Source organism: Rhodoferax sp. TS-BS-61-7, from assembly GCF_002943465.1.
Taxonomy (GTDB): Bacteria; Pseudomonadota; Gammaproteobacteria; order Burkholderiales; family Burkholderiaceae_C; genus Allorhodoferax.
The window spans coordinates 1-26,887 of record NZ_PTQY01000005.1 but is presented as its reverse complement, the minus strand read 5'-3'; the positions used below and the strand labels follow the sequence as shown (position 1 = coordinate 26,887).

General features: G+C 61.4%; 25 protein-coding genes. 17 read left to right on the top strand and 8 right to left on the bottom strand.

Going from position 1 to position 26,887, the window contains the following annotated elements; genetic code table 11:
- Positions 1-53 precede the first annotated feature (53 nt).
- Positions 54-620: a TetR/AcrR family transcriptional regulator gene (locus C5F53_RS13825; RefSeq protein ID WP_105261977.1), complete on the top strand. Its 567-nt coding sequence runs from the start codon at positions 54-56 to the stop codon at positions 618-620.
- Between the two features lie 335 nt (positions 621-955).
- Here C5F53_RS13825 and C5F53_RS13820 read toward each other — a convergent pair whose 3' ends face one another.
- Genes C5F53_RS13820 through C5F53_RS13810 form a run of 3 tightly spaced genes read right to left on the bottom strand, consistent with a single transcriptional unit; the run spans position 956 to position 4,666 of the window.
- Positions 956-1,657, bottom strand: a complete 702-nt coding sequence (locus C5F53_RS13820) for a response regulator transcription factor (RefSeq protein ID WP_105261976.1) — start codon at positions 1,655-1,657, stop codon at positions 956-958.
- Positions 1,654-3,297: a HAMP domain-containing sensor histidine kinase gene (locus tag C5F53_RS13815; RefSeq protein WP_161499938.1), complete on the bottom strand. Its 1,644-nt coding sequence runs from the start codon at positions 3,295-3,297 to the stop codon at positions 1,654-1,656. Before C5F53_RS13815 ends, C5F53_RS13820 begins: the two co-directional genes overlap by 4 nt.
- A 19-nt stretch (positions 3,298-3,316) precedes the next feature.
- Positions 3,317-4,666 carry a VWA domain-containing protein gene (locus C5F53_RS13810; RefSeq protein ID WP_105261974.1) on the bottom strand — a complete coding sequence of 450 codons (1,350 nt, stop codon included), beginning with the start codon at positions 4,664-4,666 and terminating at the stop codon, positions 3,317-3,319.
- A gap of 467 nt (positions 4,667-5,133) precedes the next feature.
- Here C5F53_RS13810 and C5F53_RS13805 point away from each other — a divergent pair, with 467 nt between their 5' ends.
- Positions 5,134-6,282: an RNA ligase RtcB family protein gene (locus C5F53_RS13805; RefSeq protein ID WP_105261973.1), complete on the top strand. Its 1,149-nt coding sequence runs from the start codon at positions 5,134-5,136 to the stop codon at positions 6,280-6,282.
- Positions 6,279-6,908: a peptide chain release factor H gene (gene prfH, locus C5F53_RS13800; protein ID WP_105261972.1), complete on the top strand. Its 630-nt coding sequence runs from the start codon at positions 6,279-6,281 to the stop codon at positions 6,906-6,908. Before C5F53_RS13805 ends, prfH begins: the two co-directional genes overlap by 4 nt.
- A gap of 152 nt (positions 6,909-7,060) precedes the next feature.
- On the opposite strand, the gene C5F53_RS13795 is transcribed toward prfH, so the two are convergent.
- A complete protein-coding gene (locus C5F53_RS13795; protein WP_201740859.1) occupies positions 7,061-7,624 on the bottom strand; it encodes a histidine phosphatase family protein in 564 nt (187 codons plus the stop codon).
- A 547-nt stretch (positions 7,625-8,171) separates the two neighbouring features.
- Here C5F53_RS13795 and C5F53_RS13790 point away from each other — a divergent pair.
- Positions 8,172-8,600, top strand: coding sequence for a hypothetical protein (locus tag C5F53_RS13790; protein WP_146097362.1), 429 nt, complete (start codon positions 8,172-8,174; stop codon positions 8,598-8,600).
- Here C5F53_RS13790 and C5F53_RS13785 read toward each other — a convergent pair.
- On the bottom strand, positions 8,575-11,019 hold the full coding sequence (locus C5F53_RS13785) for a DUF3857 and transglutaminase domain-containing protein (RefSeq protein WP_105261969.1): 2,445 nt from the start codon (positions 11,017-11,019) through the stop codon (positions 8,575-8,577). The two genes, C5F53_RS13790 and C5F53_RS13785, sit on opposite strands and share 26 nt — an antisense overlap.
- Positions 11,020-11,146: 127 nt before the next feature.
- On the opposite strand from C5F53_RS13785, the gene C5F53_RS13780 reads away from it, so the two are divergent.
- Complete coding sequence (locus tag C5F53_RS13780; RefSeq protein ID WP_105261968.1) at positions 11,147-11,590, top strand: FKBP-type peptidyl-prolyl cis-trans isomerase; 444 nt, start codon at positions 11,147-11,149, stop codon at positions 11,588-11,590.
- 9 nt (positions 11,591-11,599) lie between these two features.
- Here the strand turns inward: C5F53_RS13780 and C5F53_RS13775 are convergent, their stop codons facing one another.
- Entirely contained in the window at positions 11,600-12,964 is a 1,365-nt protein-coding gene (locus C5F53_RS13775) for a HAMP domain-containing sensor histidine kinase (RefSeq protein ID WP_105261967.1), read from the bottom strand.
- A 27-nt stretch (positions 12,965-12,991) separates the two neighbouring features.
- Between C5F53_RS13775 and C5F53_RS13770 the strand changes: the two genes are divergently transcribed.
- The 3 genes from C5F53_RS13770 to C5F53_RS20575 all read left to right on the top strand — a co-directional run bounded on the left by C5F53_RS13770 (position 12,992) and on the right by C5F53_RS20575 (position 15,454).
- The gene (locus C5F53_RS13770; RefSeq protein WP_105261966.1) at positions 12,992-13,639 is read left to right on the top strand and encodes a response regulator transcription factor; all 648 of its coding nucleotides are present in this window, start codon (positions 12,992-12,994) and stop codon (positions 13,637-13,639) included.
- Positions 13,640-13,777: 138 nt separating this feature from the next.
- Positions 13,778-14,425, top strand: a complete 648-nt coding sequence (locus C5F53_RS13765; protein ID WP_105261965.1) for a FecR domain-containing protein — start codon at positions 13,778-13,780, stop codon at positions 14,423-14,425.
- Between the two features lie 246 nt (positions 14,426-14,671).
- Complete coding sequence (locus C5F53_RS20575) at positions 14,672-15,454, top strand: PEP-CTERM sorting domain-containing protein (RefSeq protein WP_236635372.1); 783 nt, start codon at positions 14,672-14,674, stop codon at positions 15,452-15,454.
- Here the strand turns inward: C5F53_RS20575 and C5F53_RS13755 are convergent.
- Together C5F53_RS13755 and C5F53_RS13750 are read right to left on the bottom strand one after the other, a co-directional pair.
- Complete coding sequence (locus C5F53_RS13755) at positions 15,451-16,593, bottom strand: M14-type cytosolic carboxypeptidase (protein WP_105261964.1); 1,143 nt, start codon at positions 16,591-16,593, stop codon at positions 15,451-15,453. The two genes, C5F53_RS20575 and C5F53_RS13755, sit on opposite strands and share 4 nt — an antisense overlap.
- A gap of 57 nt (positions 16,594-16,650) precedes the next feature.
- Positions 16,651-18,147, bottom strand: a complete 1,497-nt coding sequence (locus C5F53_RS13750) for a M48 family metalloprotease (RefSeq protein WP_105261963.1) — start codon at positions 18,145-18,147, stop codon at positions 16,651-16,653.
- Positions 18,148-18,544: 397 nt separating this feature from the next.
- Between C5F53_RS13750 and C5F53_RS20150 the strand changes: the two genes are divergently transcribed.
- The 9 genes from C5F53_RS20150 (at position 18,545) to C5F53_RS13710 (ending at position 26,729) form a co-directional block, all read left to right on the top strand.
- Complete coding sequence (locus C5F53_RS20150; protein WP_146097361.1) at positions 18,545-19,075, top strand: hypothetical protein; 531 nt, start codon at positions 18,545-18,547, stop codon at positions 19,073-19,075.
- 330 nt (positions 19,076-19,405) lie between these two features.
- On the top strand, positions 19,406-20,788 hold the full coding sequence (gene dbpA, locus C5F53_RS13745) for an ATP-dependent RNA helicase DbpA (protein WP_201740858.1): 1,383 nt from the start codon (positions 19,406-19,408) through the stop codon (positions 20,786-20,788).
- 167 nt (positions 20,789-20,955) lie between these two features.
- Complete coding sequence (locus C5F53_RS13740; protein ID WP_105262255.1) at positions 20,956-21,192, top strand: hypothetical protein; 237 nt, start codon at positions 20,956-20,958, stop codon at positions 21,190-21,192.
- Between the two features lie 96 nt (positions 21,193-21,288).
- Complete coding sequence (locus C5F53_RS13735; protein WP_105261961.1) at positions 21,289-22,485, top strand: ABC transporter substrate-binding protein; 1,197 nt, start codon at positions 21,289-21,291, stop codon at positions 22,483-22,485.
- A gap of 22 nt (positions 22,486-22,507) precedes the next feature.
- Positions 22,508-23,425 (top strand): branched-chain amino acid ABC transporter permease, encoded by a 918-nt coding sequence (locus C5F53_RS13730; protein WP_105261960.1) that lies wholly within the window; start codon positions 22,508-22,510, stop codon positions 23,423-23,425.
- Positions 23,418-24,380: a branched-chain amino acid ABC transporter permease gene (locus C5F53_RS13725; protein WP_105261959.1), complete on the top strand. Its 963-nt coding sequence runs from the start codon at positions 23,418-23,420 to the stop codon at positions 24,378-24,380. The genes C5F53_RS13730 and C5F53_RS13725 overlap by 8 nt, the downstream gene beginning before the upstream one ends.
- Positions 24,377-25,129, top strand: coding sequence for an ABC transporter ATP-binding protein (locus C5F53_RS13720; RefSeq protein WP_105261958.1), 753 nt, complete (start codon positions 24,377-24,379; stop codon positions 25,127-25,129). Before C5F53_RS13725 ends, C5F53_RS13720 begins: the two co-directional genes overlap by 4 nt.
- Positions 25,130-25,133: 4 nt before the next feature.
- Positions 25,134-25,850 (top strand): ABC transporter ATP-binding protein, encoded by a 717-nt coding sequence (locus tag C5F53_RS13715; RefSeq protein WP_105261957.1) that lies wholly within the window; start codon positions 25,134-25,136, stop codon positions 25,848-25,850.
- A 15-nt stretch (positions 25,851-25,865) separates the two neighbouring features.
- The gene (locus C5F53_RS13710; protein ID WP_105261956.1) at positions 25,866-26,729 is read left to right on the top strand and encodes an alpha/beta hydrolase; all 864 of its coding nucleotides are present in this window, start codon (positions 25,866-25,868) and stop codon (positions 26,727-26,729) included.
- Positions 26,730-26,887 lie beyond the last annotated feature (158 nt).

Sequence of the window (26,887 nt, the reverse complement as noted above, 5' to 3'; positions counted from 1 at the left end):
GTTCTACATGGCAAATATTAGTCGATGTGGAACGATCTGTCTACAATGGATGTATGCAATCGTCTACGCAAACTTTGGCCTCATTGCCTCCCAGGGAACGCATCTTGGAAGCAGCCCACAAACTCTTCTACAGTGAGGGAATCAGGGCGACAGGGGTTGACAGAATCATTGAGCAGTCGTCCGTGAGTAAAGTGACCTTCTACCGGCAGTACGCAAGTAAAGACGATCTGATTCGTGCATATCTCGACTATCGGCACGAAAACTGGATTTCCTGGTTCAAAAGTAGCTTGAAGGAAAAGAGTCGCAACGGTTCGATTGCCGCGGACGCATTGGTTGCAACACTTCGCTCCTGGTTTGTTCAGCCCGACTTCAGGGGGTGCGCGTTTCTGAATGCAGCTGCTGAACTAGGCTCTGCTGACCCCGAGATATTGAGGGTTGTTTGTCGGCACAAGCAAGACATGTCATCTGTTCTGGATGAGTTCTTCAGTGGACGCAACTTGTCATTAGGGCGTATTTTGTCAGTCGTGATAGACGGCGCAATCGTCCATGCACAGATGGGTAGGCCTGTTGAGGAAGTGTTGGAAGACTTCAAAACTTCAGTCAAAGCAATCATGGCCTGACAGACTAACTGCAAACTGGGAGTCCATCATTGTGCGAATGCTGTTTCTTGAATCATGCCAGGAGGCATCCATAGCCTGGCAACAATGAAGGACCGCTACAGAGCGCAGAAACTGATCGGTTGGATTTCTGCTTTGGGTCGACTACAGCCACCCCACCCAGCACAAAAACGAGCTGACACAAACGCACATTAGGCGGTGCAGAGTTCTTACCTCTTAAGCCCTCCTGCTTAAGTCGTACAGCCCCAACTCCATCCGCAGAACCTATAGAGTCAAATCGGCCTCTAGCCCCCGTGTATATTGCGCAAGCAGCTATACAAAAAGTAGCAACTACCAACTCAAGAAGCCCCCGGCTCGTCATACCGGTAGCCCACGCCATGCACGGTGGCAATGATGGCGGGGGCCTTGGGGTCGCGCTCAATGAGTTTGCGTAGCTTGGAGATGTGTTGGTCTAACGTGCGGCTGTTGGGGAAGTAATCTCGCCCCCAGCAGTGGTTAAACAGGCTGTCGCGGTCCACCACGTTGCCTTGGTGTTGCAACAGGTGCTGCAAGATTTTTACGTCGCGCAGGCTCAGGTCGATTTGCATGTCGCCCCGGCGGGCGCGCAGTTGCGATGGGTACAGCTCCAAGTCGCCAATGCGCACGGCATCTGTCGCAAGCTCTGGCGTGGGCGTGCGCGCCAGTGTGCGGCGCGTTACCGCGCGGATGCGTGCCACCACTTCGCGCACGCCAAAGGGTTTCATGATGTAGTCGTCGGCCCCCAGCTCCAGGCCCAGCACGCGGTCTATCTCTTCGGACTTGGCGCTGATGAAGATGACGGGCACGTCGTTGTCCACGCGCCGTATCTCGCGGCACACGGTGTAGCCGTCACGCTTGGGCATCATGATGTCCAGCAGCACCAGTTGCGGCCGCTGCACATGAAACAGTGCCAGTGCCTGCTCCCCATCGCTGGCCAACATGGGGGTGTAGCCTTCGGCCTCCACCACGTCGCGCAGGCCCTCCCCAATGTGCAGGTCGTCTTCAGCGATCAATACTTTCATGGCGTCTGTTCCACAAACTCGGTGCGCAGGGTTACGCGAAAGTGCGCGCCGGCCTGCGCGGCTTGCAGGGTGACGTCGCCGCCGTGCTGGCGGGCCAACTGGCGGGCAATGTCCAGCCCAATGCCGGTGCCAGCCACGCCATCGGTCAGCTTGGAGCTGATGCGGTAAAAAGGCTCAAACACCCGTTCGCACTCGCTGGCAGGAATACCGGGGCCCAAGTCGCGCACGTCGATGGTGCTCACGCCATGGGCTTGTGTGGTCTCTAGTTGGATGGCGCCACCGCTGGCGGCATATTTCTCGGCGTTGCTCAAGAGGTTGTTCAAAATTTGCTCCAGCGCCTGCGCGTCCAGCATGACCACGCGCGCTGCCTGCGCTGTGCATTGCACGGTGATGGACTTGGCCTCCAGCGCGGGGCGGAATGCGGCAATGCAGCGGGCTACGACCTCGTCCACCACGCCTTGTTGCAAGGCCAGTGTGAACTGTGCTTTTTGGAGTTGCCCCAGGCTGAGCACGTTGGCAATCAAGCGCGAGAGGCGTTGGCTCTCGGCGGTGATGATGCCCAGGTACCGGTGCGCTTTGCTACCGCCTGCGGCCTGCTCGTCCACCGCAGGGTCCAACTCATCTTCCATCAGCTCTGCGTACAGGCGGATGTTGGTTAAGGGTGTCTTTAGCTCATGCGACACCTGGTTTACAAAGTTGACCCGCTGCTGGGCCAGACGCATTTCGCGCGTGTGTTCGCGGTACAGATACAGGGCCAAGCCCACCAACGCAAGGGCTAACCCCAACAAGCCGGCTACCAAACCCCAGGTATTCACCACGCCCGCTGTGGCCAGCGCGGGGCCAAAGTATTCGAGCTTCCAGGTGCCCAAGGGGTGGCTCAGTGGGCGCATGGCCAAACTCTTTTCGCCACTGGCGGGCTGGTAGCTTCCCCACTCGTACACCACCTGCCCATTGCCATTCACCAAACGGGTGCTGCTCTTGGCCTGGGTGCCATCCGCATTGGTAGAGGGCAGCAGAGCAATGATGTCTGCCACCAGCGCCACGGGCGTTAGCTCCACCCCTACCAGGCGGTTCTGCGCATCGCGCAGCCAAAAGATGTGGTGCAGCTCAGCATTCCAGTGCCATGTGTACCAGCCCCACTGCGCCGGGCCCGCATCGGCGCTGACTGCGCTAGCGATATAGCGTTTGGACGCAAGACTATTTGCATTTGCGCTTCCCACCACGCCACCAATCGATGCCCCTTGGGTGAGCAGCCCGGGGTTGTCCCAAAGGGCTGCTGTGCGCTGGACAAACTGTTTTTGTGACTCAGTCAGGGCGGCAGAGGATGAGGGATACACACGCTGGCCGTCTGCACCAATGACAAAGGCTTGCTGCACCACGCCCAGCTCCTGCGGCAAGTTGGCAAGCGCCTGGGTGCCGAGCGGCTGTGCTCGGAGCCGAATCACCCAGTCGTCTTGTAACGCGCGGAAGTAGGCGTTGATAGTGTCATCCACGTTGCCCAGTTGGGACTGCACCAGTTCTTGCACCTGCGCTGCCGCCACCCGTTGTTCGTTGTTGGCCATGCGCAGGCCCAGCCACGCCAGCAGCCCCACGGGCAGCAGCACGATCAACAACAGAATGACGACAATCTTCTTTTGCAAACCTACTCCTACTTTTTTGCTACTTTTGCTGCTTTTCCAGCTTGTATTGATCGGCCTTGATGGACTTGCGAGACGCCTTCCACTCGGCACTGTCATTCGACTCCATCTTGGAGGCTTGCGCTTTTGTACTAGCCTCCATTTCCTGCAACGCGGGGGCAGGGGCTCCCGCGCTTCCCAGAGCGGCGGCATTCGTGCTCAAGTAGCTTCTATTTTCTTCCAATACCTTCTTGGCTTCCTCTACCTTGCCTTCGTCACGCAAGCGCAGGGCGTCTTTGCTCTTTTCGTTGGCGACTTGTTGCACCGCAGAGATCATGGTCTTCTTGTCGGTCGCGCTGGCCACGGCTTGTTCAGAATCGGTAAAGCTGACATTCACCGTGCGGTTCATCCGTTCGGTAGATTTGCTATGCATGTTCAGGTATGACACGTCCACATCGGCCAGGTCCATGGTTTGTCCGGCCTTGCGGGCTGGCACCGCTACCTCCAGCACCACGTATTTTTCTTGCTGACTGTAGAGCTGGCTCATACGCAAGCGCACCACGCCATCGGCAATTTCACCCTCACGGCCCAGAATGCGAATGGGGCGGATGCCGGGTTTGAGGCGAATGGTGACATCCACCTCTTGCGCGACGACAGAGCCCACATCACCAAACTCGCGCTGGAAAATGCTTGCAAGATCGCGTGAATTGTCCACAAACATGTGGTTGCCATCACTGTAAGAGGCAAGCTGGGTCATCAAGTCTTCGTTGTAGTCGCGGCCCAAGCCAATGGTGGTCACGCTCATGCCCTGGCGCGCCAGCGTGGCACCCAGCTGCCCCAACTCGGCAGGGGAGCTGGGGCCAATGTTGGCCTGACCGTCGGAGAGCAAGATGACACGGTTGACCCGGTTCTTGTCCAGAAACTTGCGCACCTCTGCGGCACCTTTGCTCACACCGGCAAACAAGCCTGTTCCACCATTGACATAAATGCCGCGAATGGCCCGCGCAATGCGTTCCTTGTCCGACACCTTGGTGGCGGGGGTGACCACCTCCACGGTGTTGTCAAAGGCCACCACCGAGACGATGTCGTTGGACTGCAAGGTGTTGACCGCCATGATGGCGGCCTCTTTGGCGCGCTCAATGCGCTCCCCGCCCATAGAACCCGATTTGTCTATGACGATGGCTACGTTGGCCAGTGGCCTATCGCCCTGTGCCTGCAACTCAAAGCCCGTCAAGGCCACCTTAAGAAAGGTAGTTTGCGCACGCCCAGCCTGCACCACAGGCGTGCCCAAACGTGCGTCAAAGTCAATGGACTTGGCCTGCACGCCCGATGCCGCCGCAAGGCCCAAAGGCACCAGCAGCGCACCGCACAGTCGACTCAGTATTTCTTTCATTTCAAGACCCCTTAGGATTGGATGGTAAGTGCGAAATTTGCCAATCCAGTTTCTTGAAAATGCGTTTGTGACTGGTGAGATTAGTTTGAGGAATTTGTAAAAAGTTTGTATTGCGAGCCCTTTGCAAGAGATCCGCTGTCGCATAAACGCATCACCAATGCATTGCCCATTTGCCACACACCGCATCCCCCGCTAAAGTCGCGCCCTGCAGTTTTCGCCAAGGCATTTCACCTTCACGCGAACACTGCACTCCCCACCCTTTCATCCACCTAGCAGGAGAACAACATGCAAAAGAACACGACCTCCCTGTGGGCTGGGTCAGCGGTGGCGGGGCTTATCAACTAAGCCACTCCCGCCTTTTCTAGCGCGCCACGGCGCGCGGTACAACGCTTGATGCGTGTACTGCGCAGCGTCGGCGTGCGCGTCTGTCCCGGTCTGGTTTCAACGACTTTTGAATCTGGATTTTTATGGGCAATTTTGTCAAACACGTGTCGGACCGCGCCTGCGTGGTCGCGTCTGACGCTACGTGGATGGAAGACGCTGCCATTGCGCAGCTCATCACCACATCGCAACTGGAGGGCATGCAGCGCGTAGCGGGCATGCCTGACTTGCACCCTGGGCGCGGCTATCCGGTAGGGGCCGCATTTTTCTCAACGAACCTGTTCTACCCCGCCTTGGTGGGCAATGACATTGGCTGCGGCATGGCGCTGTGGCAAACCGACATGCGCGCCAGTGCTATCAAGCTCGACAAACTGGAAAAGCGCGTGGGCAATATCGATGGCCCCATGGAGGACACTGTGGCGATGGCGCAAGCCATGGTGAGCTGCGGGGTGCAACCCAGTGGCCACGAGGCCTCTCTGGGCACCATTGGTGGTGGCAACCACTTTGCGGAGTTTCAGCAAGTAGACACGGTGCACGACCCGGAAGCGCTTGCCGCGCTGGGCATCGACAAGCAGCACCTGCTGCTGTTGGTGCACAGCGGCTCGCGTGGCTTGGGCGAACGCATCTTGCGCCAGCATGTGGATGCCTTTGGTCACCGCGGTTTGCAGGCGGACACCGCGGAAGCGACTGACTACTTGGAGCAGCACGACGCAGCCTTGCGCTTTGCGCGCTGCAACCGCCAACTGGTGGCGCAGCGACTGCTGGCCAATGTGCGGGCTGATGGCCGCTGTGTGCTGGACGTGCACCACAACTTTGTGGCCAGCGCCAACATCCACGGCCAAGCGGGCTGGCTGCACCGCAAGGGCGCCACGCCGTCGGACCAAGGTGCAGTACTGATACCCGGCTCGCGCGGGGACTACAGCTACCTGGTGCGCCCCACGCGCTTGTGCCACGACACGCTGCTGTCACTGGCGCATGGTGCGGGGCGCAAGTGGATTCGTTCGGCCTGCAAAGACCGCTTGTTCAAGCTGATGACGCCCACGCAGATGGGCCGCACGGCACTGGGCAGCCGCGTCATCTGCAACGACAAGCAACTGATCTACGAGGAAGCACCGCAGGCCTACAAAAGCATCGACAGTGTGGTGCACGCGCTGGTGGGCGCCGGGTTGGTGGAACTCTTGGCGCGGACCAAGCCGGTGCTGACTTACAAAACCCGTGGGGAGTGCTGCGAATGATCTTGCTACAACTGACAGCCAACACCGGCCCGGAAGAATGCTGCCTGGCCGTGCGCAAGGCTTTGCAACTTGTGCTGCGCGAATGCACGAACGCCGGCGTCAGCGTTCAACTCTTGGAGGACGTGCCCGGCGACCAGCCGGGCAACTTGCGATCCGTGCTGTTGGCGCTGGAAGGCGACGCGGCCCATGCCGTGGCACTACGCTGGCGCGGAAGCTTGCAGTGGAGCTGCCCCAGCCCCTACCGGCCAGGGCACAAGCGCAAAAATTGGTTCATCGGTGCGGAGGTGTTTGAGCCCGATGCGCCAAACACCAGTGAAGCGGTGCAGGAGAAAGACCTGCGCTTCGAAACCCTGCGTGCCAGCGGCCCCGGCGGCCAGCACGTCAACAAGACAGACTCTGCCGTGCGCGCCACGCACGTACCCACCGGCCTGAGCGTGAAGGTGCAAACCGAGCGCAGCCAGCACGCTAACAAGCGCCTGGCCCGCGCGCTGCTGGCACACAAGCTGGCGAATGCGGCGGCCAATGACGCCAACGCCGCGCGTGCAGAACGCTGGCTACAGCACTACGGGGTGGAGCGGGGTAACGCGGGGCGAGTATTCAAAGGAGAAAAATTTATAGAGAAATAGGCCTGCAACCCGCCTAAAATAATCGCCATCATCTACTAAATTAGTAGCAAATCAGTGCCAAAAAAAGCCCCGGAGTCGCAAGACTAACGGGGCTTTCTCTTTCAGACGAGCCTCTCACAGGCACGCCTCCATGAAATGACCAGGACACCTGCTCAAGGAGATACGCGCGCAAAAACCTTCCATTGGCCGGCTTCGCGCTTTAGCACCACCGCCTCACCCGAGGCAGGCACCACACCGGTTATCGCGGTGATGTTGACTTGGTGCGTGACCACCACCAACAGCCCCGTGCCCTGCCATGCGTTCAACAGGGCCCTGGCCGCGCGGGTTTGGTCAGGCGCGCTGTCCGGTTCGCCGAAAAATGAATTGAATGCCGCTTTGTCAACGCGCAGTCCCGGAAAGGCTACGTCCGCCGTTTCACGCGTGCGGCACCACTGAGAAGACCAGACTGCGTCCACCGGCACGCGTTGCTGGCGAAAAAATTCTCCGATGCGCGCCGCTTGCGCGCGGCCCTCGTCATTCAGATTGCGCTGGGTCTTACAGTCATTCAGCGCAAACGCAGCAGGGTCACCCACACCGGGCGCTTGTGCGTGGCGAATCAGCACCACACTGCCCGGCTGCAACTGGTTGCCAAAGGGTTGCGCGCCCGCTATCGCAGCGGCCGACGCCAATAGAACGAAGACCGCAAGTAGGCGCTGGGTTGCAAAAAACATATGCATTTGCCAATTCTTTCAGTTCCGAAAGACCCGCACTTGCCATCGCCTTTGATCGCGAAACATGGCCCCCAGTGCTCCCTCATGTTGCTCTTTGGTCACAGGCATGCCAGCGCCATGTGCTGCGCCGAACAGACCTCTTGCCCCACCCCACCCATAGTCGGCCCGCGCCAGCGATGGCGAGATCGGGCACGTCCAGGCCACAGATGGTGAAATTGGCCACGTGGACGGCTATCCGGTGGATGAGATGACCCAGGCTATCCGCTACCTGGTGGTGAACACCAGCAACTGGTGGGCCACCAGGTTTTGGTCGCACCGCCTTGGATTAACGGGGTGCAGCCAAAGCCTCGCCGCCCTACGATCCGAAGGTACTGATGGATCGCCACTGGGAAGACGCGTTGCACCAGCACTACGGCCGCACGGGCTACGGGGCACACGCCGAAAAGACCCTGCTTTAACGCCCCTGCTTGGCCGCCTTGGTGCGCCATGCAGTCTGCCGTATGGGTAGTTCGGGATGATGTAATCGCAGCATCCTGAACAACCCACGACAACAATGCCTTTGCCTCTTACCGCGGCCCATTTCCCCAAACCCGTCTGGCTATTGCTGGCCGTGTACTTCATCGCCAGCCTCACGCACTTTGCGCACAACGCGGAGTACATCGCCTACTACCCCAACATGCCCGCCTTCATCACGCGGGAGACGGTGTATTGGGCTTGGCTGGCGGTGAGCAGCTTGGGGGTGGCCGGGCTGATCGTTAGCCGCATGGGCCTGCATGCGCTGGGAGCACTGCTGCTAATGGCCTATGGCGCCTGCGGGCTCGACGGGCTGTTGCACTACACACTGGCGCTGTGCAGCGAGCACACCTTGGCCACCAACCTGACGATCTGGTTTGAGGTGCTGGCAGGGGTTGCACTCGCTCTGGCCAGTTTGGCCATGCTGGCACGCAAATCGAATATCACGCGTCACTGGCAGCGGGTATAGCGGAAGGGTCTGGCTTGGCGCCTAATACGTTGGGCAATTTCAGTTGTTGAGCCTTCTGCGACAGAGAGTCCGGGTCGGCAGCAAGACCAGCGACGCTGCGCAGCCAAATACCCCGCCATGCGGCAGTCCAGAGATAAAAAACGAAAAGTAAGCAAAGCAGCAGCATCAGCATGCCGCTGACAGCATCCTGCTTGTCACCGAACATCGCGCCAATCACCATCAATGCCACTGCGGCTAGCAGGGGGGCAAAAAAAATGCACATCCCCACACATAGCAACCTCTGGTTGCTCCAGCGGTAGTTGTCTTTGGCTTTAGACCTGCGCCAACCCCACACCAGAAATAGTGCAGCGAACAATGCGCATGCGCTAAACGCCACCGTCGCAAACGCCGCACCCAGAGCCACAGTTTGCCGCCAGCCCCGCAGGCTGCCAGTACCTGGATTGCGCAACGTGTACCCAACCTGGTCACGTGCTCTATCTAAATTCGCGATATAGACATCCATTGCGGCCGGATCGACGTGGTCTGCAAGGCTACGATAGCGATAGCTCAGCGCCAGAGTATTGGCCTTTGTGACGGTTCTCTGGCTGAAAAACTCAAAGGCGGGATCTTTGACCTCCACACGTTGATCCTTGCCCGAGACAGACTCGGGCAGTCGCGCTGAGAGGGAAACGACCACTTCTTCGGGATGTTGTCGTGCATAAGGTGCAGTACGCACGCGGTCATCCGGTTGTTCGAGCAAAGAAACCATGTCTGGAACGCGAAAACGAGCACTGAATGACTGTTCATTTGACGAAGCAGGCATGAAGGGAGGGACTTCGTAATACTCGTGCAGGGTCAAACGGTTCTCCTGCTCGTCATCCCTGAAAGAGAAGGGTTTTTCGGTTCGAAGGCCAGGGTAATAGCGGAGGTAAAAATTGAGGTAACTGCGTTGCAGGTCTGCCAAGTTGTCATCGCTCAAGGTTTGGCGCATGCGGTCTGCTGCTGCCCCCTGGTAAACGGACTCAATCACCAGCGGTGCTGGATGCTCGTATCCTTTGGACACATCCAAGGTCATGGCTATGCGCCGACGATGCCACGACGCCTCTGTTATCGGCATAGAGCTAAGCTCTTGTGAAGCACCATCCAGTACCAGCGCCTGGCCAAAATTGACCTGCGCAATGCGTTCGATGCTCCCTTTCTGGGGCGACTGGGTGGGGTCCAGCCAGTAGTCCAGCCCATCCACTTGGGCCTTCAGAATCACATGGTTGAATGCCGCTGGTGTGGGCAGCAAGTCGGCAACAGTCTGGCGACGTTTGGTGTGTACCAATGCGGGATAGGCCCGCACGCCGAGAGCACGCAGCATGGTGACGGCCAACAGCACCTTGTCCTTGCAATCGCCATAACGATTGATCAAAACAGTATCGGGGGACCTGGGGCGGTACGACCCTTGTCCCATTTCAATGCCCAGATAGCGAATCTCTGACTGCACAAAATCAAGTACAGCCAAAAGCCGCTTGGCAGGATCTGCATGGGCTGCAGCGATACGATCAATTTCTTTTTGCAGCGCACGGCTAGGGCGACTGGGCACCGCGTACAGCGGCTCGGCCCACCGGGCGAGCGCAGCCCAATCGGCAAACATGCTCCACTGCACCATGGCAAAAGGGCTGAACCAACTGGGCACATTGCGCTGTCCCGGGACAGGTGCCACTTGATTGGCACGCCAGACATGCTCAGTCCAGCCGGCCAGGCTGGTCGTTTCCACCGGTGTGCCCTCCAGATTTGATCGGATATGTAGCGGCAAATTCGCAGGCACTCTCAGCCGGCGATGCAACTGATGTACAGGTACGCGCCACTGCATGTCCATGCGACCAGACTCCAGTCCGGCCAGAACCGGATTGCTGCCGCGCACACTGTAGGCATAGTCCACCAAGTCCCCGGGGCGCACGTCCTGCAACACCACGTCGACCGTCTTGCTCCCGTCGTACACGCGATATTCCAGCTCTGTCTCGCGCTGCAGCACTTTGATCTGTGATGTCGGCAGGCGATCCTGCACGCGGCCATCACGGTACAGATTTACCGCATGCAACGTAAGCGTCTGGTACGTGGGGTCAAAATCAATCGAGATATGCGCTGCAGATTCCGCACCACGGGCATTCAAAACCCGGCTGGCGAACCTGCGGTAAGACACCATCCCGGCCGGCTCCAGTTGGGTTTGCTGGTCCACCAGCAAATAGTGCAAACCATCGAGCACCTGACCCAAGGGCGGCTGCGCACGCAGATCCAACACCTGTGGATTTACCCATGCCGGTGCAGGCGCACGCAGGTAATCGGCTGCCCGCGTTGCGGACGCCCCCATCAGCAAGGTACAAGCCAGCCCCCACACCAGCCACAGACGCCTCCATCCGGCGCGCACCTGACGCACCGCTCCCTTGATTGCCATTTTTTAACTCCCTGTGCAAAGTCTTGTCATCGCAGACTCTTGCTACATATTCTCTGCGGAAAACCGCCCCTCTTTGTTCACACACACTGCGACAATGACTCTCTTTTCTACCTTTCACCGACTTTTCATGACTCTGCACACACCGACCCTGCTCCTTGCTCTGGCCCTGTCATCGACAACCTCTTTGTGGGCCCAAAACGCCACAACCGCCGCGTCAGCCAAGGAAGACGGCGCCGTGGTCAGCAGCACTGGTCTGGTCTACCGCGCGCTGAAAGAAGGCACCGGTGCCAGCCCGAAGGCCAGCGACACGGTGAAGGTGCACTACCGCGGCACGCTGCCGGATGGCAAGGAGTTCGACAGCTCGTACAAACGTGGCGAGCCGATCGAGTTTCCGCTGGGCCGCGTGATTGCCTGCTGGACCGAAGGCGTGCAGCGCATGAAGGTGGGCGGCAAGGCCAAACTGACCTGCCCGCCACAAATTGCCTATGGCGAGCGCGGCGCCGGCGGCGTGATTCCGCCCAATGCCACGCTGCTGTTTGAGGTGGAGCTACTGGGCATTAACGGCAAATAAGCCCCAGCCTCAGGGCGGGGCAACGGCCAAGCCACACAGGGTGAACGTGGCGCCAGCCCCTGCCGCGGAGGCCAGGCGAATATCGCACCCCAGGTAAGTGGCTTGCGCCTTGGCAATGGCCAGGCCAAGCCCATGGCTCTCGCTGGCAGCGCGGTCGTCAAAGCTGCGGTAGGCCTCAAAAATTTGCGGCTGCAAGTGGCTGGCGATGCCGGTGCCACTGTCGCGCACCTCAAGGCAGAGCTGGCGACCCTCTGGGTAGTCCAGTCGCACACGGGTGCCCACATACACCGCGCCAGCAGGGGTGTGCTTGATCGCATTACTCACCAGGTTTTGCAAAATGGACTCCAGCAGGCGCCGGTCTGCCCACACCGCAGCATGTCGTCGCTCGCTGGTGTTGGCGAAGTGCAGGCGAATGCCTTTGTTGCGGGCCTGATCTCCAAACAAGGCGTTCAAGCCCGCAAACAGCGGCTGCAGCGCGACCTGCTCCATGTGCAATTGCAAAGCCCCAGACTCCAGGCGCGACAACTCCAGCAGCCGGGACACCTGCCCGTGTAATTCGGCCAGGGCCTTCTCCATTTTTGGCACCACACTGGCCAACGCTGTGGCCTGAGCCGTCGGCTCGGTGTGCTGCAACACACCGAGGTACAGGCCCATGGCGCGAATGGGTTGCTTCAGGTCGTGGCTGACACCCGCAAGAAACAGCGATTTGGTTTGGGACGCGCCCTCTGCGGCGGCTTTGCGTTCCCCCAGCACCTCGATCAGCTGCTGGTTCTCGTACCGCAGCCGCATGGACTCGCGATGCAACCGGTGGGTCACATGGGCATAACCGGAAATAGAGGCAAGAAAAACCACGATGAGCCCCGCCAGCACACTGTGTTCAACCGTGCCCACCCACGCCAAAAGAATGGCAAAAGGCACAACGGTTGGCAACACTCCGGCGTAATAGGCGGGTAGAAAGATGGAAACCGGCGTCACCGTGCCACCCGCCAACCCCGCCAACACAAAACCGATCATCAGCAAGGACAGCGGCCGCCCAGCGTCGAAGTACATCCAGGTGAACGCACCCCACGTCGCGCCAGTCAAAAGGGAGGAGAGCGTGAACCCCCAGAGAACCTCGCGATACCCCTCCCCCTTGGCCAAACGCGGCTTCATCCTCCACACAAAAACTTCGCGCAACACGGACAACACGCCGCCCACACAAAACCAGATCGCGATGTAGGGGGTCGGGACGTGCCCATACATCAGCCAAGCACAGGCAAGCGCAATCACCGTCACGCCGATATAGGGGAACGGAATTTCGTAGGCAAAATACAGTGCGAACGCTTTTTCTTCATAGGCCTGCCGGGCCAGAGACTTTGTTTTCTTCCACCCCATTGCAGACCACTCCCTGATTGCATCGTTATGCCAAGCGTACGCATTTTTATTGCCGAAGACCACGCCATGCTGGCCGATGCACTGCAAATGCTCATCGACACCCAGGCCGACATGGACTGTATAGGCCTGGCCAACGATGGTGCCAGCGCGCTGGCGCAGGTGCTGGCCTTGGCCCCGGACGTGCTGCTGTTGGACCTGGGCTTGCCCCAGCTCGATGGCCTGGCTGTCATGCAGGCCCTGCGCACAGCCCACTGCCCCACCCGCACACTGGTGGTCACCGCCCGCATGGACGCTGCGTCGGTGCGCGCAGCCCTCGCACTGGGTGCTGCGGGTTATGTGCCCAAGAACGAAAGCAGCCACGAACTGCTGCAAGCCATCCGGCGGATTGCCCAAGGCAGGCGTTATGTCAGCAATGACATTGCGGCCCTGTTCATCCAGGACCCCGCGGTGCCCGGACCGGAAGCCAAACTCACCCAGAGCGAAACCGTGATCCTGAAGCTGGTGGGCGAAGGCCTCACCAGCAAAGAAATGGGCGCCAAACTAGGCATCAGCGAAGCCACCGCCCGCAAACACCGCGAGAACATCCGCAGCAAACTGGGCCTGCGCAACAGCGCCGAGATGGCGGCCTATGCCATTCGGGCCGAAAACGCCAACACCGCGCCGGGCGCCCTGTAGCGCGACCACACCTACGCCCAAGTGCGTACACACCGGCCGCGGCCTACGCAGACGGACCCATTGCACAAGTGGTGGCCATGTAGGTAGCATGGCGCGAGGCACAGCGCCACATGCACCACCAACCCGAGGGGAATCTCCATGCCACACCGTCGCAGCATTCTTCAGGCGCTGGGCGCCGTCAGCTTGTCGTCTTACATGGTGCAGGTGATGTCGATGGGCACACGCCCGCTAACCCCAGGCATCCGCAGCCTCAAAGGCACGGTGCGCATCAACGGCAGCGCGGCCAAAGAAGGGCAGCTGGTGCTGACGGGTGACACCATTGCCACCGGCAAGGCCAGCGAAGTCATTTATGTGATGGGCAACAATGCCTACCTCATGCGCGAAGACAGCCAGGTGCAGTTCACCAGCGAAGGCATCACGTCGGTGCTGCGGGTGGTTACCGGCAAGGTGCTGGCCGTGTTTGGCCCTGGCAACAAACGCATCGACATGCCCACCGCCACCGCCGGCATACGCGGCACGGCCTGCTATATCGAGGCCACAGACACGCAAACCTACTTTTGCCTGTGTTACGGCACCGCAGACCTGAGCCCCAGAGCCGACCCGGGCCAGGCACGCACCGTGGTGACCCGCTACCACGACTCACCGTTCTTTATTGGCACAGAGACATCCGCACCTTTGTTGAAGGCGGCCCCGGTGATCAACCACCGCGACTACGAGCTCACCATGCTCGAAGCCCTGGTGGGCCGCCAGCCGCCCTTCGCGGGCAAAGAAAGCGTGAGCTACTAGGAATGACGGCCTAGTCTGAATGGACTACAGCCTGAGATTGGGCGGCGTTTTCTACGCTGAACTGCGTAGGAAACGGCCGCAGCCTACGCAGTCAGGCCCATTGTTGCTTTGTCCTGCGCCTTTTAGCCTCTCCCCTGAAGTCATCGCACTTCGCAACAGGGCACACCGCCCTTACTTCAGGGAGTTTTCATGTCATTCAGAAAATTACTTTCCCGCGCAGCCATCGCGGCAAGCTGCGCCCTATCGATGGCGCACGCAGCAAACACGTTTCACATGCCCGCTGGTGGCACCAGTTGGGTCGAACTCAGCAGCAACTCCTGCACGGGCGACTGCACTGGCAGCCCCCTGTCGATAGGGCCCGGTAGCTTCGGCTTGCCGGGTTACGGAAGGATCAGCGCTGAAGGCAGCGTCACCGCGTACAGCACCGTGCTGTCGCAGCAGGTGAATGGCAATACCGGTGGAAGCACGTTTCTGTGGGGTGCTACCGGAGGCACCTTTACCTTGCACGGCAGCGGGGCGTCGCCAGTCACCGTGACAGCCCAGATGGACGTCACCGGGTCATTGACGCGGGCCGACAATCGCCAGCTGGCCCTGGTCAACATTCGCATGGGAGATTGGAGCTATGCCGGCTCCTTGGACTTTGCCTCTTACAGCGACCTGAACTTCCGGGTAGGAAGGCAGCACGACTCATCCTCAGGCGGCTTCAGCATAAGGCAGGGTTCTGCAGGTACCTTCGACTTCCATCAAGAGCTGGACTATTCCATGGCCCTGTTGCCCGGCAGCTCCTTCAATCTGGGGTTTCGCACAGAGACGAACTTGATGGATACAACCATCAACGGAACCTCCATTGCCGCGACATCACGCTACGGCTTTGCGCTCCCACAAGGTTATTACATCACTGGGGACAACGGCTTCGATAGCCGAACACTCGCCGCTGTACCCGAGCCCGAAACCTACGCCATGCTGCTGGCCGGGCTGGGGCTGATGGGCGCCGTGGCCCGCAAGCGCCAGATGGGTAAATCGGCCTAGGCGCTCCACTGCAGCAGTGGCTGCAGCACGCTGGCGCCCAGCTTTTTGGAGCGTTCGCCGCTCCAGCCTACCAGCGGGTCCGGCAGGTCGGCGTTGTCCTTAAATGGCATCTCCACAGTGAAAGCCATGCAGCCAAACCGCTGGGCAATCCAGTGGGTAGCCAGCGTCATGTTGGCTTGGCCGGGTGCCGTCTTGCCGTAGTTCACCCGGTCCTGAAAATCCGGGCAGCTCGCGGCCCAAGCCGCCTTGAAGGCGTCTTCCAGCGCGGCCACGCGCGGGCTGTAGCCGGGCGTGCCCTCAGACCCCACCACAAAGTTGTAGGGCAGGCCCTCATCGCCATGCACATCCAGGTTCAGGTCCACGCCGATGTCCAGCATGGCCTGGCGCACCAGCAGCACCTCGGGCGAGCGTTCGGCCGTGGGGGCGGCCCACTCGCGGTTCAGGTTGGCACCAGCGGCGTTGGTGCGCAGGTTGCCCAGCACCGCACCGTCGGGGTTCATGTGCGGCACCACGTAAAAGACACAACGGTCGCGCAGCACGCGGGCCACCGCATCGTCGGCGTCCAGCAGGCGCTCCAGAAAACCTTCCACAAACCACTCGGCCATGGTCTCGCCGGGGTGCTGGCGGGCAATCATCCAGACCTTCCTTTTCTGCTCGGGCGGCGTGTTGCCCGCTTCGTCGGTAATGCGCAATAGCGTCATGTCGCGGCCCTGCACGGTGCTGCCCAGGCGCTGCTGCGTGACCCAGGGCGAGGTGGCAGCCGAGGCCAGTAGGTCCAGGTGCTGTTCGTACGAGTAGGGCTCGAAGTAGGCAAAGTACACCGCCTGCGCCATGGGCGTGAGGCGCGCCGTCATCTCTGTGCCATCAAACTGCGTGTCAATGCGCGTCCACTCCTGGCGGTCGTAGCTGGCCACCACTTGGTAGCCGTCCCAGCCCTTGGGGTAGGCGCTTTCAGAGGCGTTCAAGAACCGCAAGGTCACGGGCTGAAAGGCCGCGCCATGCAAGCAAAAGTGAAACCATTGGGCAAAGTCCGCCGCGCTGTCCTTGCGGATACGCAGCTGAATATCGTCGGCGCGCTCCAGGCGCACCACGTCAATAGCGCCGGAGTCAAACTGGGTGGAGATGTGCAGTTTATGCATGAAATTGGCCTCTAGCCCCCGTGCTTATTGCGCGAGCAGCTCCTGTATTAATAGCAATTAAAGGGGATCCACCACTTTGACCAGCTGCCCCACCTTGGGCTCGCCACCGCCGTAGTAACCGTTGATCAGGCGCAGCTGCTGCTCGGGCCGCACAATAGGCGACGCTTTGGCCAGCTCGGCAAACCCGCCCTTGGGGTAGGGCACGGTTTTGATGCCCCAGGGCCGCGCGGCGGCGCGGTCTTGGGCCGTGAGGGCACGGAAGCTGCCTTCCACCTCGCGCACCTGGGCACGCGCGCGTTGCAGCGCATTGGCATCTTTGGCGCTGGTTTGCAGCAGGTAGATGGTGTCGCCCGGGCCAGTAATCACCGTGGCTTCCAGCGCCTGGCTCTGGCCATTGCTGGCGGTGCGGGCACCGGCAAACCGCGTGGCCTGCAGGCCGTTGAGCGTGGTGGTTTCTGTGCGGCCCTGTGTGGGCTTAAGCAGGGTGCGGATCACGTCCGTGTGTGTTTTGCCCGCCTGCGCGGGCGCCACGCGCACCACCACGGCCGCGTCACGTGCGGTGTTCAGCAAGGCCAGTTGGTCGGCGTCGTTCTGGATGTACCAGCCCGTGGGCGCAGTGAGCGCAATGCCCAGGGGCTCGTGGTAAAAATTGCGCCCGCGCACCAGGCCCTGGCTCGGGCTGTCGCCAAAAGTCATGCCGCTGATGAGCTTGAGGTAACGCTCGCGCCCCTCGCTGTTGTAGTTGCCCTGGTCTTTGTACTGGGCCGACAGCGCGGTGATGGCCTGCAAGCGCTGGTCGTTGCTGGGGTGCGAGGCCAGCCAGTCGCCGCCACTGGGCACCGGGCGGCCTTCGGCCTTGGCCTGGTCGGCGGCAAACCGCTCCTGGTTTTTCAGCACATTAATCACGTCCACCATGTTGCGCGGGTCGTAGCGTGTGCGCGCCAGGTACTCCGCGCCCAGGCCGTCGGCCTGCAGCTCCTGCTCGCGCCCGTACGACGCTACATACCCCGCCGCCACGCTTTGCGAGGCCTGGCTGGCCAGCTGCCCGGCTCCGCCAAAACCCTGGCTCTCCAGCACGGCGCCCAGCACGCTGGCGGCGAATACCCCCAGTCCGGCGTTCTGCTGGCGCGTGGCACGCTGGGCCCCATGGCGCGCTGTCACGTGGCCAATCTCGTGCCCAATCACGCCGGCCAGATCGGCCTCACTCTCCATATAAGCCATGATGCCGCGCGTCACGTACACATACCCGCCCGGCAACGCAAAGGCGTTGATCTCGGGGCTGTCGAGCACGGTGAAGTGCCATTGCAACTGGTTGCGGTGGCTTTGCGCGGCCAGCGCCTGGCCCAGGTTGGTCACATAACGCTGCACGGCGGCGTTGTTGTAGGCACCATATTCCTTCAGCACCTCCGCATGCGCCTTGGCCCCCTCGGCCACCTCATCCTCTTCACTCATCACCGAACGCTCGGTCTGCCCGGTGACCGGGTTGACCGTAGTAGTGCCGCAGGCGGAGAGCAACAGGGCGGTGAGCAGGAGGCTGGGGAGTTTGAGGTTCATGGAGTTACTGTGGGTGGCGATGGTTGCATTTTAGGGAGGGCTGGGGTTTGAGGCTCCCCCGCTTGGCTATAGGTTTGGTGGGCAGGTAGCCCGTGCACCCGTTCTCCGGCCTCGTCGCAGGTGGCTGCTTTGGGTTCGCTTTGGTTGTTGCGTAAATGCCGTGGCTGGTGCGCCGACTCTGTGGCAACCGCGAGTGGGGCCTGCGCCCGGGTACACGGGCTACCTGCCTGACGTGGCGTATTTGAAAGATGGGCATGGGAAGAATCACCCGAACAGGGGATGTTCAGGTGAACAGCAAACGAACACAATGCGGCGGAAGCGGTCTTCCCTATATTGCTGCTACAACCTCAAATCACTGCAACCTATTCAGGCAAGAGAGTGCCAGCTGAAAAAAGTCATGCAAACAGAGAATTTCCGGCTACTTTATTCCAAACTTATTTGGGCCCAATCAAATTGGATTGCTCACAGGAAAGTTGCTGCATTGACGGTACTTGCGTCAGTTCTTGCTTCATTTTGGACGCTCTCACATGCCCACGAGTCCTGTCCATATTTATGCAGCACTATTGCAGAATGTACAAGCCGGGCAGAGTGGATTGTCGAAGGAACCATTGAAGAAATCATCGATGAAGGTAGTAGAAATACCTGTGAAACGGGCCCTGTAGCCCCTATGTGTCGGGAAATCAAAGAACCTGAAACGATAAAGGTCTCCAATGCCAAGGTGTTGAAAGGGAAATTTCAACTGAGCCCAAATCGCATCGCATTTATTCCCCGCAAGTACACCTGTTTCAACGGCGTTCTTAGCTTCATGAATAGCAAGCCAGAAGCTGAAAAAATTGGAGTTCGAATTCGATTCTTTGGAAACAACGATAGATCGCCAATATATGTGAGGCCCGGTTATTACTTCTTGGAAGACGCAGCGGCGAAATAAGGTGAGTTTTGAAGTCATTTTTACTGAACACGGCCAAGCCGAAGTTCAAAATTGCATCCAAGCCCACTAACCCAGGCGGGTGGTGGGGCCCGCGGGCGCAGGCCGCACTCGCGGTTGCCACAGAGCAGGCGCCCCCACCAAGGCGTTGACGCAGTAACCCCAACCCTCCAAAAACAGCCGCCCGCCGTGCGCCCACCAATCCCCAGCAAGGCCGATTACATATAAAACAAGCCTCTAGCGCCCATGGAATATGCGCAAGCAGCTACCAAAACCATAGCATCTAGGCGCACCAGCCAACCATTGCAGACCCCAGCCACCGATAATCGGGGCATGACTGCTTTCTCCTCTCTCCCCCTCTCCCCCACCACCCTGGCCAATCTGCAACAACTGGGCTACGAATCCATGACGCCCATCCAGGCTGCCAGCCTGCCCGTGGCGCTGGCCGGCCAAGACCTGATTGCCCAGGCCAAGACCGGCAGCGGCAAGACGGCGGCCTTTGCGCTGGCGCTGCTGGCCAAGCTGAACCCGCGCTGGTTTGCCGTGCAAGCCATGGTGCTGTGCCCCACGCGCGAGCTGGCGGACCAGGTGACGGTGGAAATTCGCCGCCTGGCGCGGGCCGAAGAAAACATCAAGGTGGTGACGCTGTGCGGTGGCGTGGCCACGCGCGGCCAGCGCGCGTCTCTTGAGAACGGCGCCCACATCGTGGTCGGTACGCCGGGCCGCATCATGGACCTGCTGGAGCGTGAATACCTCTCGCTGGAAAACCTGAACACCCTGGTGCTGGACGAAGCCGACCGCATGCTGGACATGGGCTTCTTCGACGACATTGCCACGGTGGTCAAACAAACCCCCAAGGAGCGCCAGACCCTGCTGTTCTCAGCCACCTACCCCGAGGGCATTGCCAAGCTGGCGCAGCAGTTCATGCGCGACCCGCAGCAGATCACCGTGAAGGCCCCGGCGACTGAGAACACCATTGAGCAGCGCTTTTACGAGGTGGAGCGCAGCAACCGGCTGGACACCGTGGCCCTGCTGCTCAACCACTTCCGCCCCGTCAGCACCATCGCCTTTTGCAACACGCGCCAGCAGTGCAACGAGCTGGTGACGCTGCTGCAAGGCCAGGGTTTTGTGGCGCAGGCCCTGCACGGTGACCTGGAGCAGCGCGAGCGCGACCAGGTGCTGGCGCAGTTTGCCAACCGCAGCTGCTCGGTGCTGGTGGCGACCGATGTGGCCTCGCGCGGGCTGGATGTGAAAGAGCTGGACCTGGTCATCAACGTGGACATCACGCCCGACGCCGAGGTGCATGTGCACCGCGTGGGCCGCACCGGCCGCGCGGGCCAGTCGGGCTTGGCGGTGAGCCTGGTGACCATGAACGAGATGGGATCGGTCGGCAAGATCGAGCAGTACCAAAACGCCCCCTCGGTCTGGTTCAAGCGCGACGAGCTGACACCTATGGGCCAGGGCCGCCTGCTGCCGCCCATGGTGACCGTGCAGATTGCCGGTGGCCGCAAAGAGAAGATCCGCCCCGGCGATGTGCTGGGCGCCCTCACCAGCACCGACGGTGGCCCGGCCTACACGCGCGAGCAGATTGGCAAGATTGCGGTGACTGAGTACTGCACCTTTGTGGCCGTGGAACGCAGCATTGCCAAAGACGCCTGCGCCAAGCTCAACGCGGGCAAGGTGAAGGGCAAGAGCGTGCGGGCGCGCTTGCTCTGAGGCCGCAGGCAGAGATGGGCGGCAAAGAGCCGGTTTATTCTGCTTTGTAGGGCAAATTCCTACATGCTTTACAGCGTGTGACCGACTCCAGTTCCCCGGGGGCGTGACTACAGTTCATTCAAGCGCCAAAGTCATTGGACAGCGCAATGAACCCACTGGAGAACGCCATGAAAGACACCGCCGCTGCCCTGAACCCCTTCAGCCTGATGATGGAGCCCGAGCTGGTTTTGCAGACCATGGAGCGCTCCCAGCAGCTGCGCGGCCTGCGCCGCCACAAGCTGCGCCCGCTGGACAAGCCCCTGATCCCCTACACCAAGGAAGCCATCGCCGCCCGCGCTGCGTTTGACGCCGCCATCGACGCCGAGGACTTTGAAGACCAGGCCGACAGCTACCTGCTGAACTAAGCCACCCCACATTTCCGGCCCTTGCAGGGCCGGGTGCGAAGCCGGATGGGCCGATAATGTTTCGGTCTCACCCCATCCCACAAAGGAAGCTTCGCAATGTCCCTCGCCCGTCTTGCCTCCCTGCGCCTTGTCGCTGCTGCCGCTCTGGCCACCTGCTCTGTGGCCGCCATGGCCCAGTCCACCGAACCCGTGCGCGTGGGCCTGCTGAGCACTTTGTCCGGCCCCGGCGCCGGTTTGGGCGTGGACATTCGCGATGGCTTCCAGCTCGCCGTCAAGCTGAACGACGGCAAGCTCGGTGGCCGCGCCGCCGAAGTGATCGTGGCCGATGACCAGGCCAACCCCGACGTGGGCCGCCAAACTGCAGACCGCCTGGTCAAGCGCGACAAGGTGGACTTCCTCACCGGCATCGTGTTTTCCAACGTGATGCTGGCCGTGGGCACCCCCACCTTCCAGTCCAAGACTTTCTACATCAGCGCCAACGCCGGCCCCTCGCAGTACGCGGGCGAGCAGTGCAGCCCCTATTTCTTTAGCGCCTCGTACCAAAACGACAACATGCACGAGGCCGTGGGTAAGACGGTGACTGACAAGGGTTTCAAGCGTGTGGCGCTGATCGCACCCAACTACCCCGCTGGCAAGGACGCACTCACCGGCTTCAAGCGTTTCTTCAAAGGCGAGGTGGCGTCTGAAACCTACACCGCGCTGAACCAGCTGGACTACAGCGCTGAACTCTCCAAGCTGCGCGCCAGCAAGCCCGACGCGGTCTACATCTTCCTGCCCGGTGGCTTGGGCATCAACTTCATCAAGCAGTTTGTCGGTGCCGGCCTGTCCAAGGACATCACGCTGTTTGGCCCGGGTTTTTCGGGCGACGAGGACGTGATCAAGGCGGTGGGCGACCCCATGCTGGGCATGTTCAATACCTCGCAGTGGGGCCACGACATGGACAACGCGGCCAACAAGAAGTTTGTGGCCGAGTTTGAAAAGGCCTATGGCCGCCTGCCCACGCTGTACGCGGCCCAGGGCTACGACGCAGCCCGCCTGATGGACGCCGCCGTGCGCGACAGCAAGGGCAAGCTGGACGACAAGGCCGCCGTGAAGAAGGCACTGGAAGCGGCCAAGTTCGACTCTGTGCGTGGCGCCTTCAAGTTCAACAGCAACCACTTCCCCATCCAGGACTACTACCTGCGCGTCATCACCAAGGACGCCAAGGGCCGCGTGACCAACCGCACACTGGGCACCGTGTTCAAAAACCACGCCGACGCCTACGTGGGCAACTGCAAGATGCCCGCCCTGTAAACCACGCGCCTGACCCGAAACGATGGGGATTTTGTTGCTGGAGCAGGCCCTGAACGGCCTGCAGCTGGGGCTCATGCTGTTTCTGCTGGCCGCCGGCCTCACGTTGGTGTTCGGCATCATGGACATGGTGAACCTGGCCCACGGTTCGCTCTACATGGTGGGCGCCTATTTGATTGCCACCGTGTCAGCCGCCGCGGATTCCTTCTGGGTGGGCCTGGGCGTGGGCGTGCTGGCCACCGCGGTGCTGGGCATGCTGCTGGAAGTGACCGTGCTGCGCCGCCTGTACCGCCGTGACCACGTCACGCAGGTACTGGGCACCTTTGCCATATTGCTGATGTGCAACGAGGGCGTGCGCATGGTGTGGGGTTCACAGCCCATCTCGCTGAACCCACCTGCGGGCTTGGCTGGCCCGGTGGAGCTGCTGCCCGGTTTTTATTACCCCGCGTTTCGCCTGCTCATCATTGGGGTGGGCCTGGCTACGGCCCTGGTGCTCTACCTGCTGGTCACGCGCACGCGCATGGGCATGCAGGTGCGCGCCGGAGCCTCCAACCGCGACATGGCGCTGGCCATGGGCACCAATGTGCAGCGCCTGTTCACCGCCGTGTTTGGCCTGGGTGCCGCGCTGTGTGCGCTGGCCGGCGGCATGCTGGGGCCGCTGCTGGCGGTGCAGGTGGGCATGGGTGAGAGCATCCTCATCCTGGCCTTTGTGGTCATCGTGATTGGTGGCATTGGCTCCATCCGCGGGGCACTGGTGGGCGCGTTGCTGGTGGGTCTGGTGGACTCCGGCGGGCGCACGCTGCTGCCCATGCTGTTCGAGACACTGTTCAGCCCGCAGGTGGCAACGGACGCGGCGCCAGCCGTGGCCTCCATCCTCATTTACCTGCTGATGGCCGCGGTGCTGGCTTTCAAGCCGCGTGGACTGTTTCCCGCCCATGGTTGAGTCCGCACCGTCATCCCCTAGCCTGTTGCAGCACAGCCTGAACCTGCGCTGGACGCTACCACTGCTGGCCGCGCTGTGCGCCCTGCCCTGGGTGGCGGCGGCGTTGGGCGACAGTTTTTACGTGACGCTGGCCACGCGCATTCTGGTGTTTGCACTGGCCGCCACCAGCCTGAACCTCATCCTCGGCTTTGGCGGCATGGTGAGTTTTGGCCACGCGGCCTTTGTGGGCGTGGGCGCCTACACCGTTGGCATCCTCATGCAGCATGGCATCACCAGCGCCTGGCTGGCCTGGCCGCTGGCCATGGCGGTGAGTGCGCTGCTGGCGCTGCTCATCGGCGCCATCAGCCTGCGCACACAGGGCGTGTACTTCATCATGATCACGCTGGCCTTTGCGCAGATGCTGTACTACCTGGCCGTGTCGCTCAAGGCCTATGGCGGGGACGACGGGCTCTCGCTGCCCGGCCGCTCCAAACCGGGATTCGAGCTCACCGATACCGCGCTTTATTACGTGACGCTCACCCTGCTGGTGGCCACCATCGTTTGCATCACCCGCCTGCTCAACGCGCGCTTTGGCCAGGCCCTGCAGGCCATCCGCGAGAACGAGGTGCGCATGGCGGCACTGGGCTACGCGGTGCTGCGCTACAAGCTGGTAGCCTTCACGCTGGCCGGCGCACTGGCCGGCCTGGCAGGTGCGCTGCTGGCCAACCAGGGCAGCTTTGTCAGCCCGTCGCTCATGCAGTGGAGCCAGTCGGGCATGCTCATGGTGATGGTAATTCTGGGCGGCGTGGGCCATGTGCTGGGCGGCCTGGTGGGCGCCGCGGCCTTTTTGCTCATGGAAGAGTTTTTGGGCCACATGACGGAACACTGGCAGCTGGGCTTGGGCGCGCTGCTCTTGCTGGTGGTGCTGGTGGCACCGCAAGGCCTGATGAGCCTGCTGAAGCGGAGGGTGCCATGAGCACCGCACCGCTGCTGCAGGTGAATGGTCTGGTGAAGCGCTTTGGTGCACTGGCTGCCACCGACCATGCCAACTTGACGGTAGAGCCCGGCCAGATCCACGCGCTGATTGGCCCCAACGGCGCGGGCAAAACCACGCTGATCCACCAGATCTCGGGCGCGCTGAAACCCGACGCCGGACGCATCGTGTTCGATAGCCAGGACGTCACCACCCTACCCATCCACCGCCGTGTGCACCGCGGCCTGGCGCGCAGCTACCAGATCACCAATGTGTTTTTACGCCTCAGCGTGCTGGACAACCTGGCACTGGCCCTGCAGGCCGTGGACGGCAGCAGCCTGCGTTTCTGGAAGGCCGCGCATGCCGAGGCGCAGCGTTTGGACCGTGCCGCCACTGTGGCACGCCGTGTGGGCCTGGGCGCGCGGCTGGACGCGCTGGCCGGCGCACTCTCACACGCCGAGCAGCGCCAGCTGGAAGTGGGCCTGGCGCTGGCCAGTGGCCCCAAACTGCTGTTGCTGGACGAACCGCTGGCCGGCATGGGGCCCGATGAATCGCAGCGCATGGTGGCGCTGCTAAACAGCCTGCGCAGCGAGACCACGCTGCTGCTGGTGGAGCACGACATGGACGCGGTGTTTCAACTGGCCGACGCCATCTCGGTGCTGGTGTTTGGCAAGGTGATTGCCAGCGGCGCGCCTGCCGCCATCCGCGAAGACGCCGAGGTGCGCCGCGCGTACCTCGGCGATGAGGTCTGACAACATGGCCACAGAAACCCTGCTCGCCATCACCGACCTGGACACCGCCTATGGCAGCAGCCAGGTGCTGTTTGGCCTGAACCTGCACATTCCCGCCGGTGGCGTGGCCACGCTCTTGGGGCGCAACGGCATGGGCAAGACCACCACGGTGCGCAGCATCCTGGGCCTCACGCCGGCGCGCAGCGGCAGCATCCGTTTTCGGGGTGAGCGCATTGACCAGCTCAGCCCCGACCGCATTGCGCGCATGGGCGTGGCCGTGGTGCCCGAGGGGCGGCAGATTTTCCCCAATCTCACGGTGCTGGAAAACCTCAAAGCCTTTGCCGCGCAGCGCAACGCCAGCCCCACACCGTGGACGCTGGAGCGCATCTACCACCTGTTCCCCGTGCTGGAGAAGCGCGCCCGCAACATGGGCAACCAGCTCTCGGGTGGCGAGCAGCAGATGCTGGCCATAGGCCGCGCGCTGATGACCAACCCGCACCTCTTGATATTGGACGAGGCCACCGAAGGCCTGGCGCCGCTGATCCGCGAAGACATCTGGGCCTGCCTGGCCACGCTGCGCGCGCAGGGCCAGAGCATTCTGGTCATCGACAAATACGTGCAGCGCCTGTTGCCGCTGGCCCAGCAGCACACCCTCATCGAGCGTGGCCGCGTGGTGTGGAGCGGTGACTCCCCCACGCTGGCGGCGCAGCCCGACCTCTGGCACCAGTACGTTGGCATCTAACCGCAGGAACCCGACATGCCCAAGCTCTACCGCGACTTTGACACCCAGGCGCAAATCGACGCGCAGTACAACCCGTCCATCGCGCTGGCCGACGCCACCGCACCGGGCAAACACTTTGTGGCGCAGGCCGCCAAGGCACGCAGCACGCTCAAGAACCATTTGGACATTCCGTTCGGTCCTACGGTGCACGAGACGCTGGACATCTTTCCGGCCGACCAGCCCAACGCGCCGGTCTTCGTCTTCATCCACGGCGGCTACTGGCGCGCCATGTCGTCCAAGGAGTTCAGCGGCGTGGCGCTGGGCCTGCAGCCGCTGGGCATCACCACCGTAGTGGTGAACTACGCGCTGTGCCCTTTTGTCACCATTGCCGAGATCACGCGCCAGTGCCGCGCGGCCGTGGCCTGGACGCTGCGCAACATCGCCCAATATGGCGGCGACCCAACGCGCGTAGCCGTAGGTGGCCATTCCGCCGGCGGCCACCTGAGCGCCATGTGCCTGGAAACCGCCTGGGACACCGACTACGGCCTGCCGCGCGACCCGCTGAAGGCGGCAGTACTGATCAGCGGCCTGCACGACCTGGAACCCCTGCGCTACAGCTACCTGCAACCCATGATCCAGCTGGATGAACAGACGGTGCGCCACTACTCGCCCGCGGCCAATGTGCGCGCCTGCCCCACGCCCACCTGGGTGACCTGGGGCGGGGCTGAGAGCAGCGAGTTTGCCCGCCAGTCCGCGCTGTACCATGCCGCCGCGCAGGCCCTGGGCAACCCCACCGAGCTGCGCGACGAGCCAGGTGCAGACCACTTCACCATCGTGCACGAGCTGGAGCGCAGCGACAGCCCCATGGCGCAGTGGTTGAACCGGCAGTTGCGCGCCTAAGGCGACCAACCGGCACATTTTCAAGCCAAATCTTGATTTCTAGTTCGAATCGCGACATTGGTTGCGCAGTTCCGAGAGTACCTCAGCAGGGGTCTTGAAGCCCAAGCATGCACGCGGTCTGGAGTTAAGCAGGCGTTCAATGCGCGCAATCGAGCGTT

What these genes read in the sequence shown, in the direction of transcription:
- C5F53_RS13820 (WP_105261976.1), bottom strand. Translation starts at nt 1,657, where the DNA reads ATGAAAGTATTGATCGCTGAAGACGACCTGCACATTGGGGAGGGCCTG.
- C5F53_RS13725 (WP_105261959.1), top strand. Translation starts at nt 23,418, where the DNA reads ATGGTTGAGTCCGCACCGTCATCCCCTAGCCTGTTGCAGCACAGCCTG.
- C5F53_RS13790 (WP_146097362.1), top strand. Translation starts at nt 8,172, where the DNA reads ATGCCTTTGCCTCTTACCGCGGCCCATTTCCCCAAACCCGTCTGGCTA.
- C5F53_RS20575 (WP_236635372.1), top strand. Translation starts at nt 14,672, where the DNA reads ATGGCGCACGCAGCAAACACGTTTCACATGCCCGCTGGTGGCACCAGT.
- C5F53_RS13715 (WP_105261957.1), top strand. Translation starts at nt 25,134, where the DNA reads ATGGCCACAGAAACCCTGCTCGCCATCACCGACCTGGACACCGCCTAT.
- C5F53_RS13710 (WP_105261956.1), top strand. Translation starts at nt 25,866, where the DNA reads ATGCCCAAGCTCTACCGCGACTTTGACACCCAGGCGCAAATCGACGCG.
- C5F53_RS13720 (WP_105261958.1), top strand. Translation starts at nt 24,377, where the DNA reads ATGAGCACCGCACCGCTGCTGCAGGTGAATGGTCTGGTGAAGCGCTTT.
- C5F53_RS13805 (WP_105261973.1), top strand. Translation starts at nt 5,134, where the DNA reads ATGGGCAATTTTGTCAAACACGTGTCGGACCGCGCCTGCGTGGTCGCG.
- C5F53_RS13740 (WP_105262255.1), top strand. Translation starts at nt 20,956, where the DNA reads ATGAAAGACACCGCCGCTGCCCTGAACCCCTTCAGCCTGATGATGGAG.
- C5F53_RS13825 (WP_105261977.1), top strand. Translation starts at nt 54, where the DNA reads ATGCAATCGTCTACGCAAACTTTGGCCTCATTGCCTCCCAGGGAACGC.
- C5F53_RS13775 (WP_105261967.1), bottom strand. Translation starts at nt 12,964, where the DNA reads ATGGGGTGGAAGAAAACAAAGTCTCTGGCCCGGCAGGCCTATGAAGAA.
- dbpA (WP_201740858.1), top strand. Translation starts at nt 19,406, where the DNA reads ATGACTGCTTTCTCCTCTCTCCCCCTCTCCCCCACCACCCTGGCCAAT.
- C5F53_RS13780 (WP_105261968.1), top strand. Translation starts at nt 11,147, where the DNA reads ATGACTCTGCACACACCGACCCTGCTCCTTGCTCTGGCCCTGTCATCG.
- C5F53_RS13730 (WP_105261960.1), top strand. Translation starts at nt 22,508, where the DNA reads ATGGGGATTTTGTTGCTGGAGCAGGCCCTGAACGGCCTGCAGCTGGGG.
- C5F53_RS13795 (WP_201740859.1), bottom strand. Translation starts at nt 7,624, where the DNA reads ATGCATATGTTTTTTGCAACCCAGCGCCTACTTGCGGTCTTCGTTCTA.
- C5F53_RS13755 (WP_105261964.1), bottom strand. Translation starts at nt 16,593, where the DNA reads ATGCATAAACTGCACATCTCCACCCAGTTTGACTCCGGCGCTATTGAC.
- C5F53_RS13735 (WP_105261961.1), top strand. Translation starts at nt 21,289, where the DNA reads ATGTCCCTCGCCCGTCTTGCCTCCCTGCGCCTTGTCGCTGCTGCCGCT.
- C5F53_RS13770 (WP_105261966.1), top strand. Translation starts at nt 12,992, where the DNA reads ATGCCAAGCGTACGCATTTTTATTGCCGAAGACCACGCCATGCTGGCC.
- C5F53_RS13810 (WP_105261974.1), bottom strand. Translation starts at nt 4,666, where the DNA reads ATGAAAGAAATACTGAGTCGACTGTGCGGTGCGCTGCTGGTGCCTTTG.
- C5F53_RS13765 (WP_105261965.1), top strand. Translation starts at nt 13,778, where the DNA reads ATGCCACACCGTCGCAGCATTCTTCAGGCGCTGGGCGCCGTCAGCTTG.
- C5F53_RS13750 (WP_105261963.1), bottom strand. Translation starts at nt 18,147, where the DNA reads ATGAACCTCAAACTCCCCAGCCTCCTGCTCACCGCCCTGTTGCTCTCC.
- C5F53_RS20150 (WP_146097361.1), top strand. Translation starts at nt 18,545, where the DNA reads ATGCAAACAGAGAATTTCCGGCTACTTTATTCCAAACTTATTTGGGCC.
- prfH (WP_105261972.1), top strand. Translation starts at nt 6,279, where the DNA reads ATGATCTTGCTACAACTGACAGCCAACACCGGCCCGGAAGAATGCTGC.
- C5F53_RS13785 (WP_105261969.1), bottom strand. Translation starts at nt 11,019, where the DNA reads ATGGCAATCAAGGGAGCGGTGCGTCAGGTGCGCGCCGGATGGAGGCGT.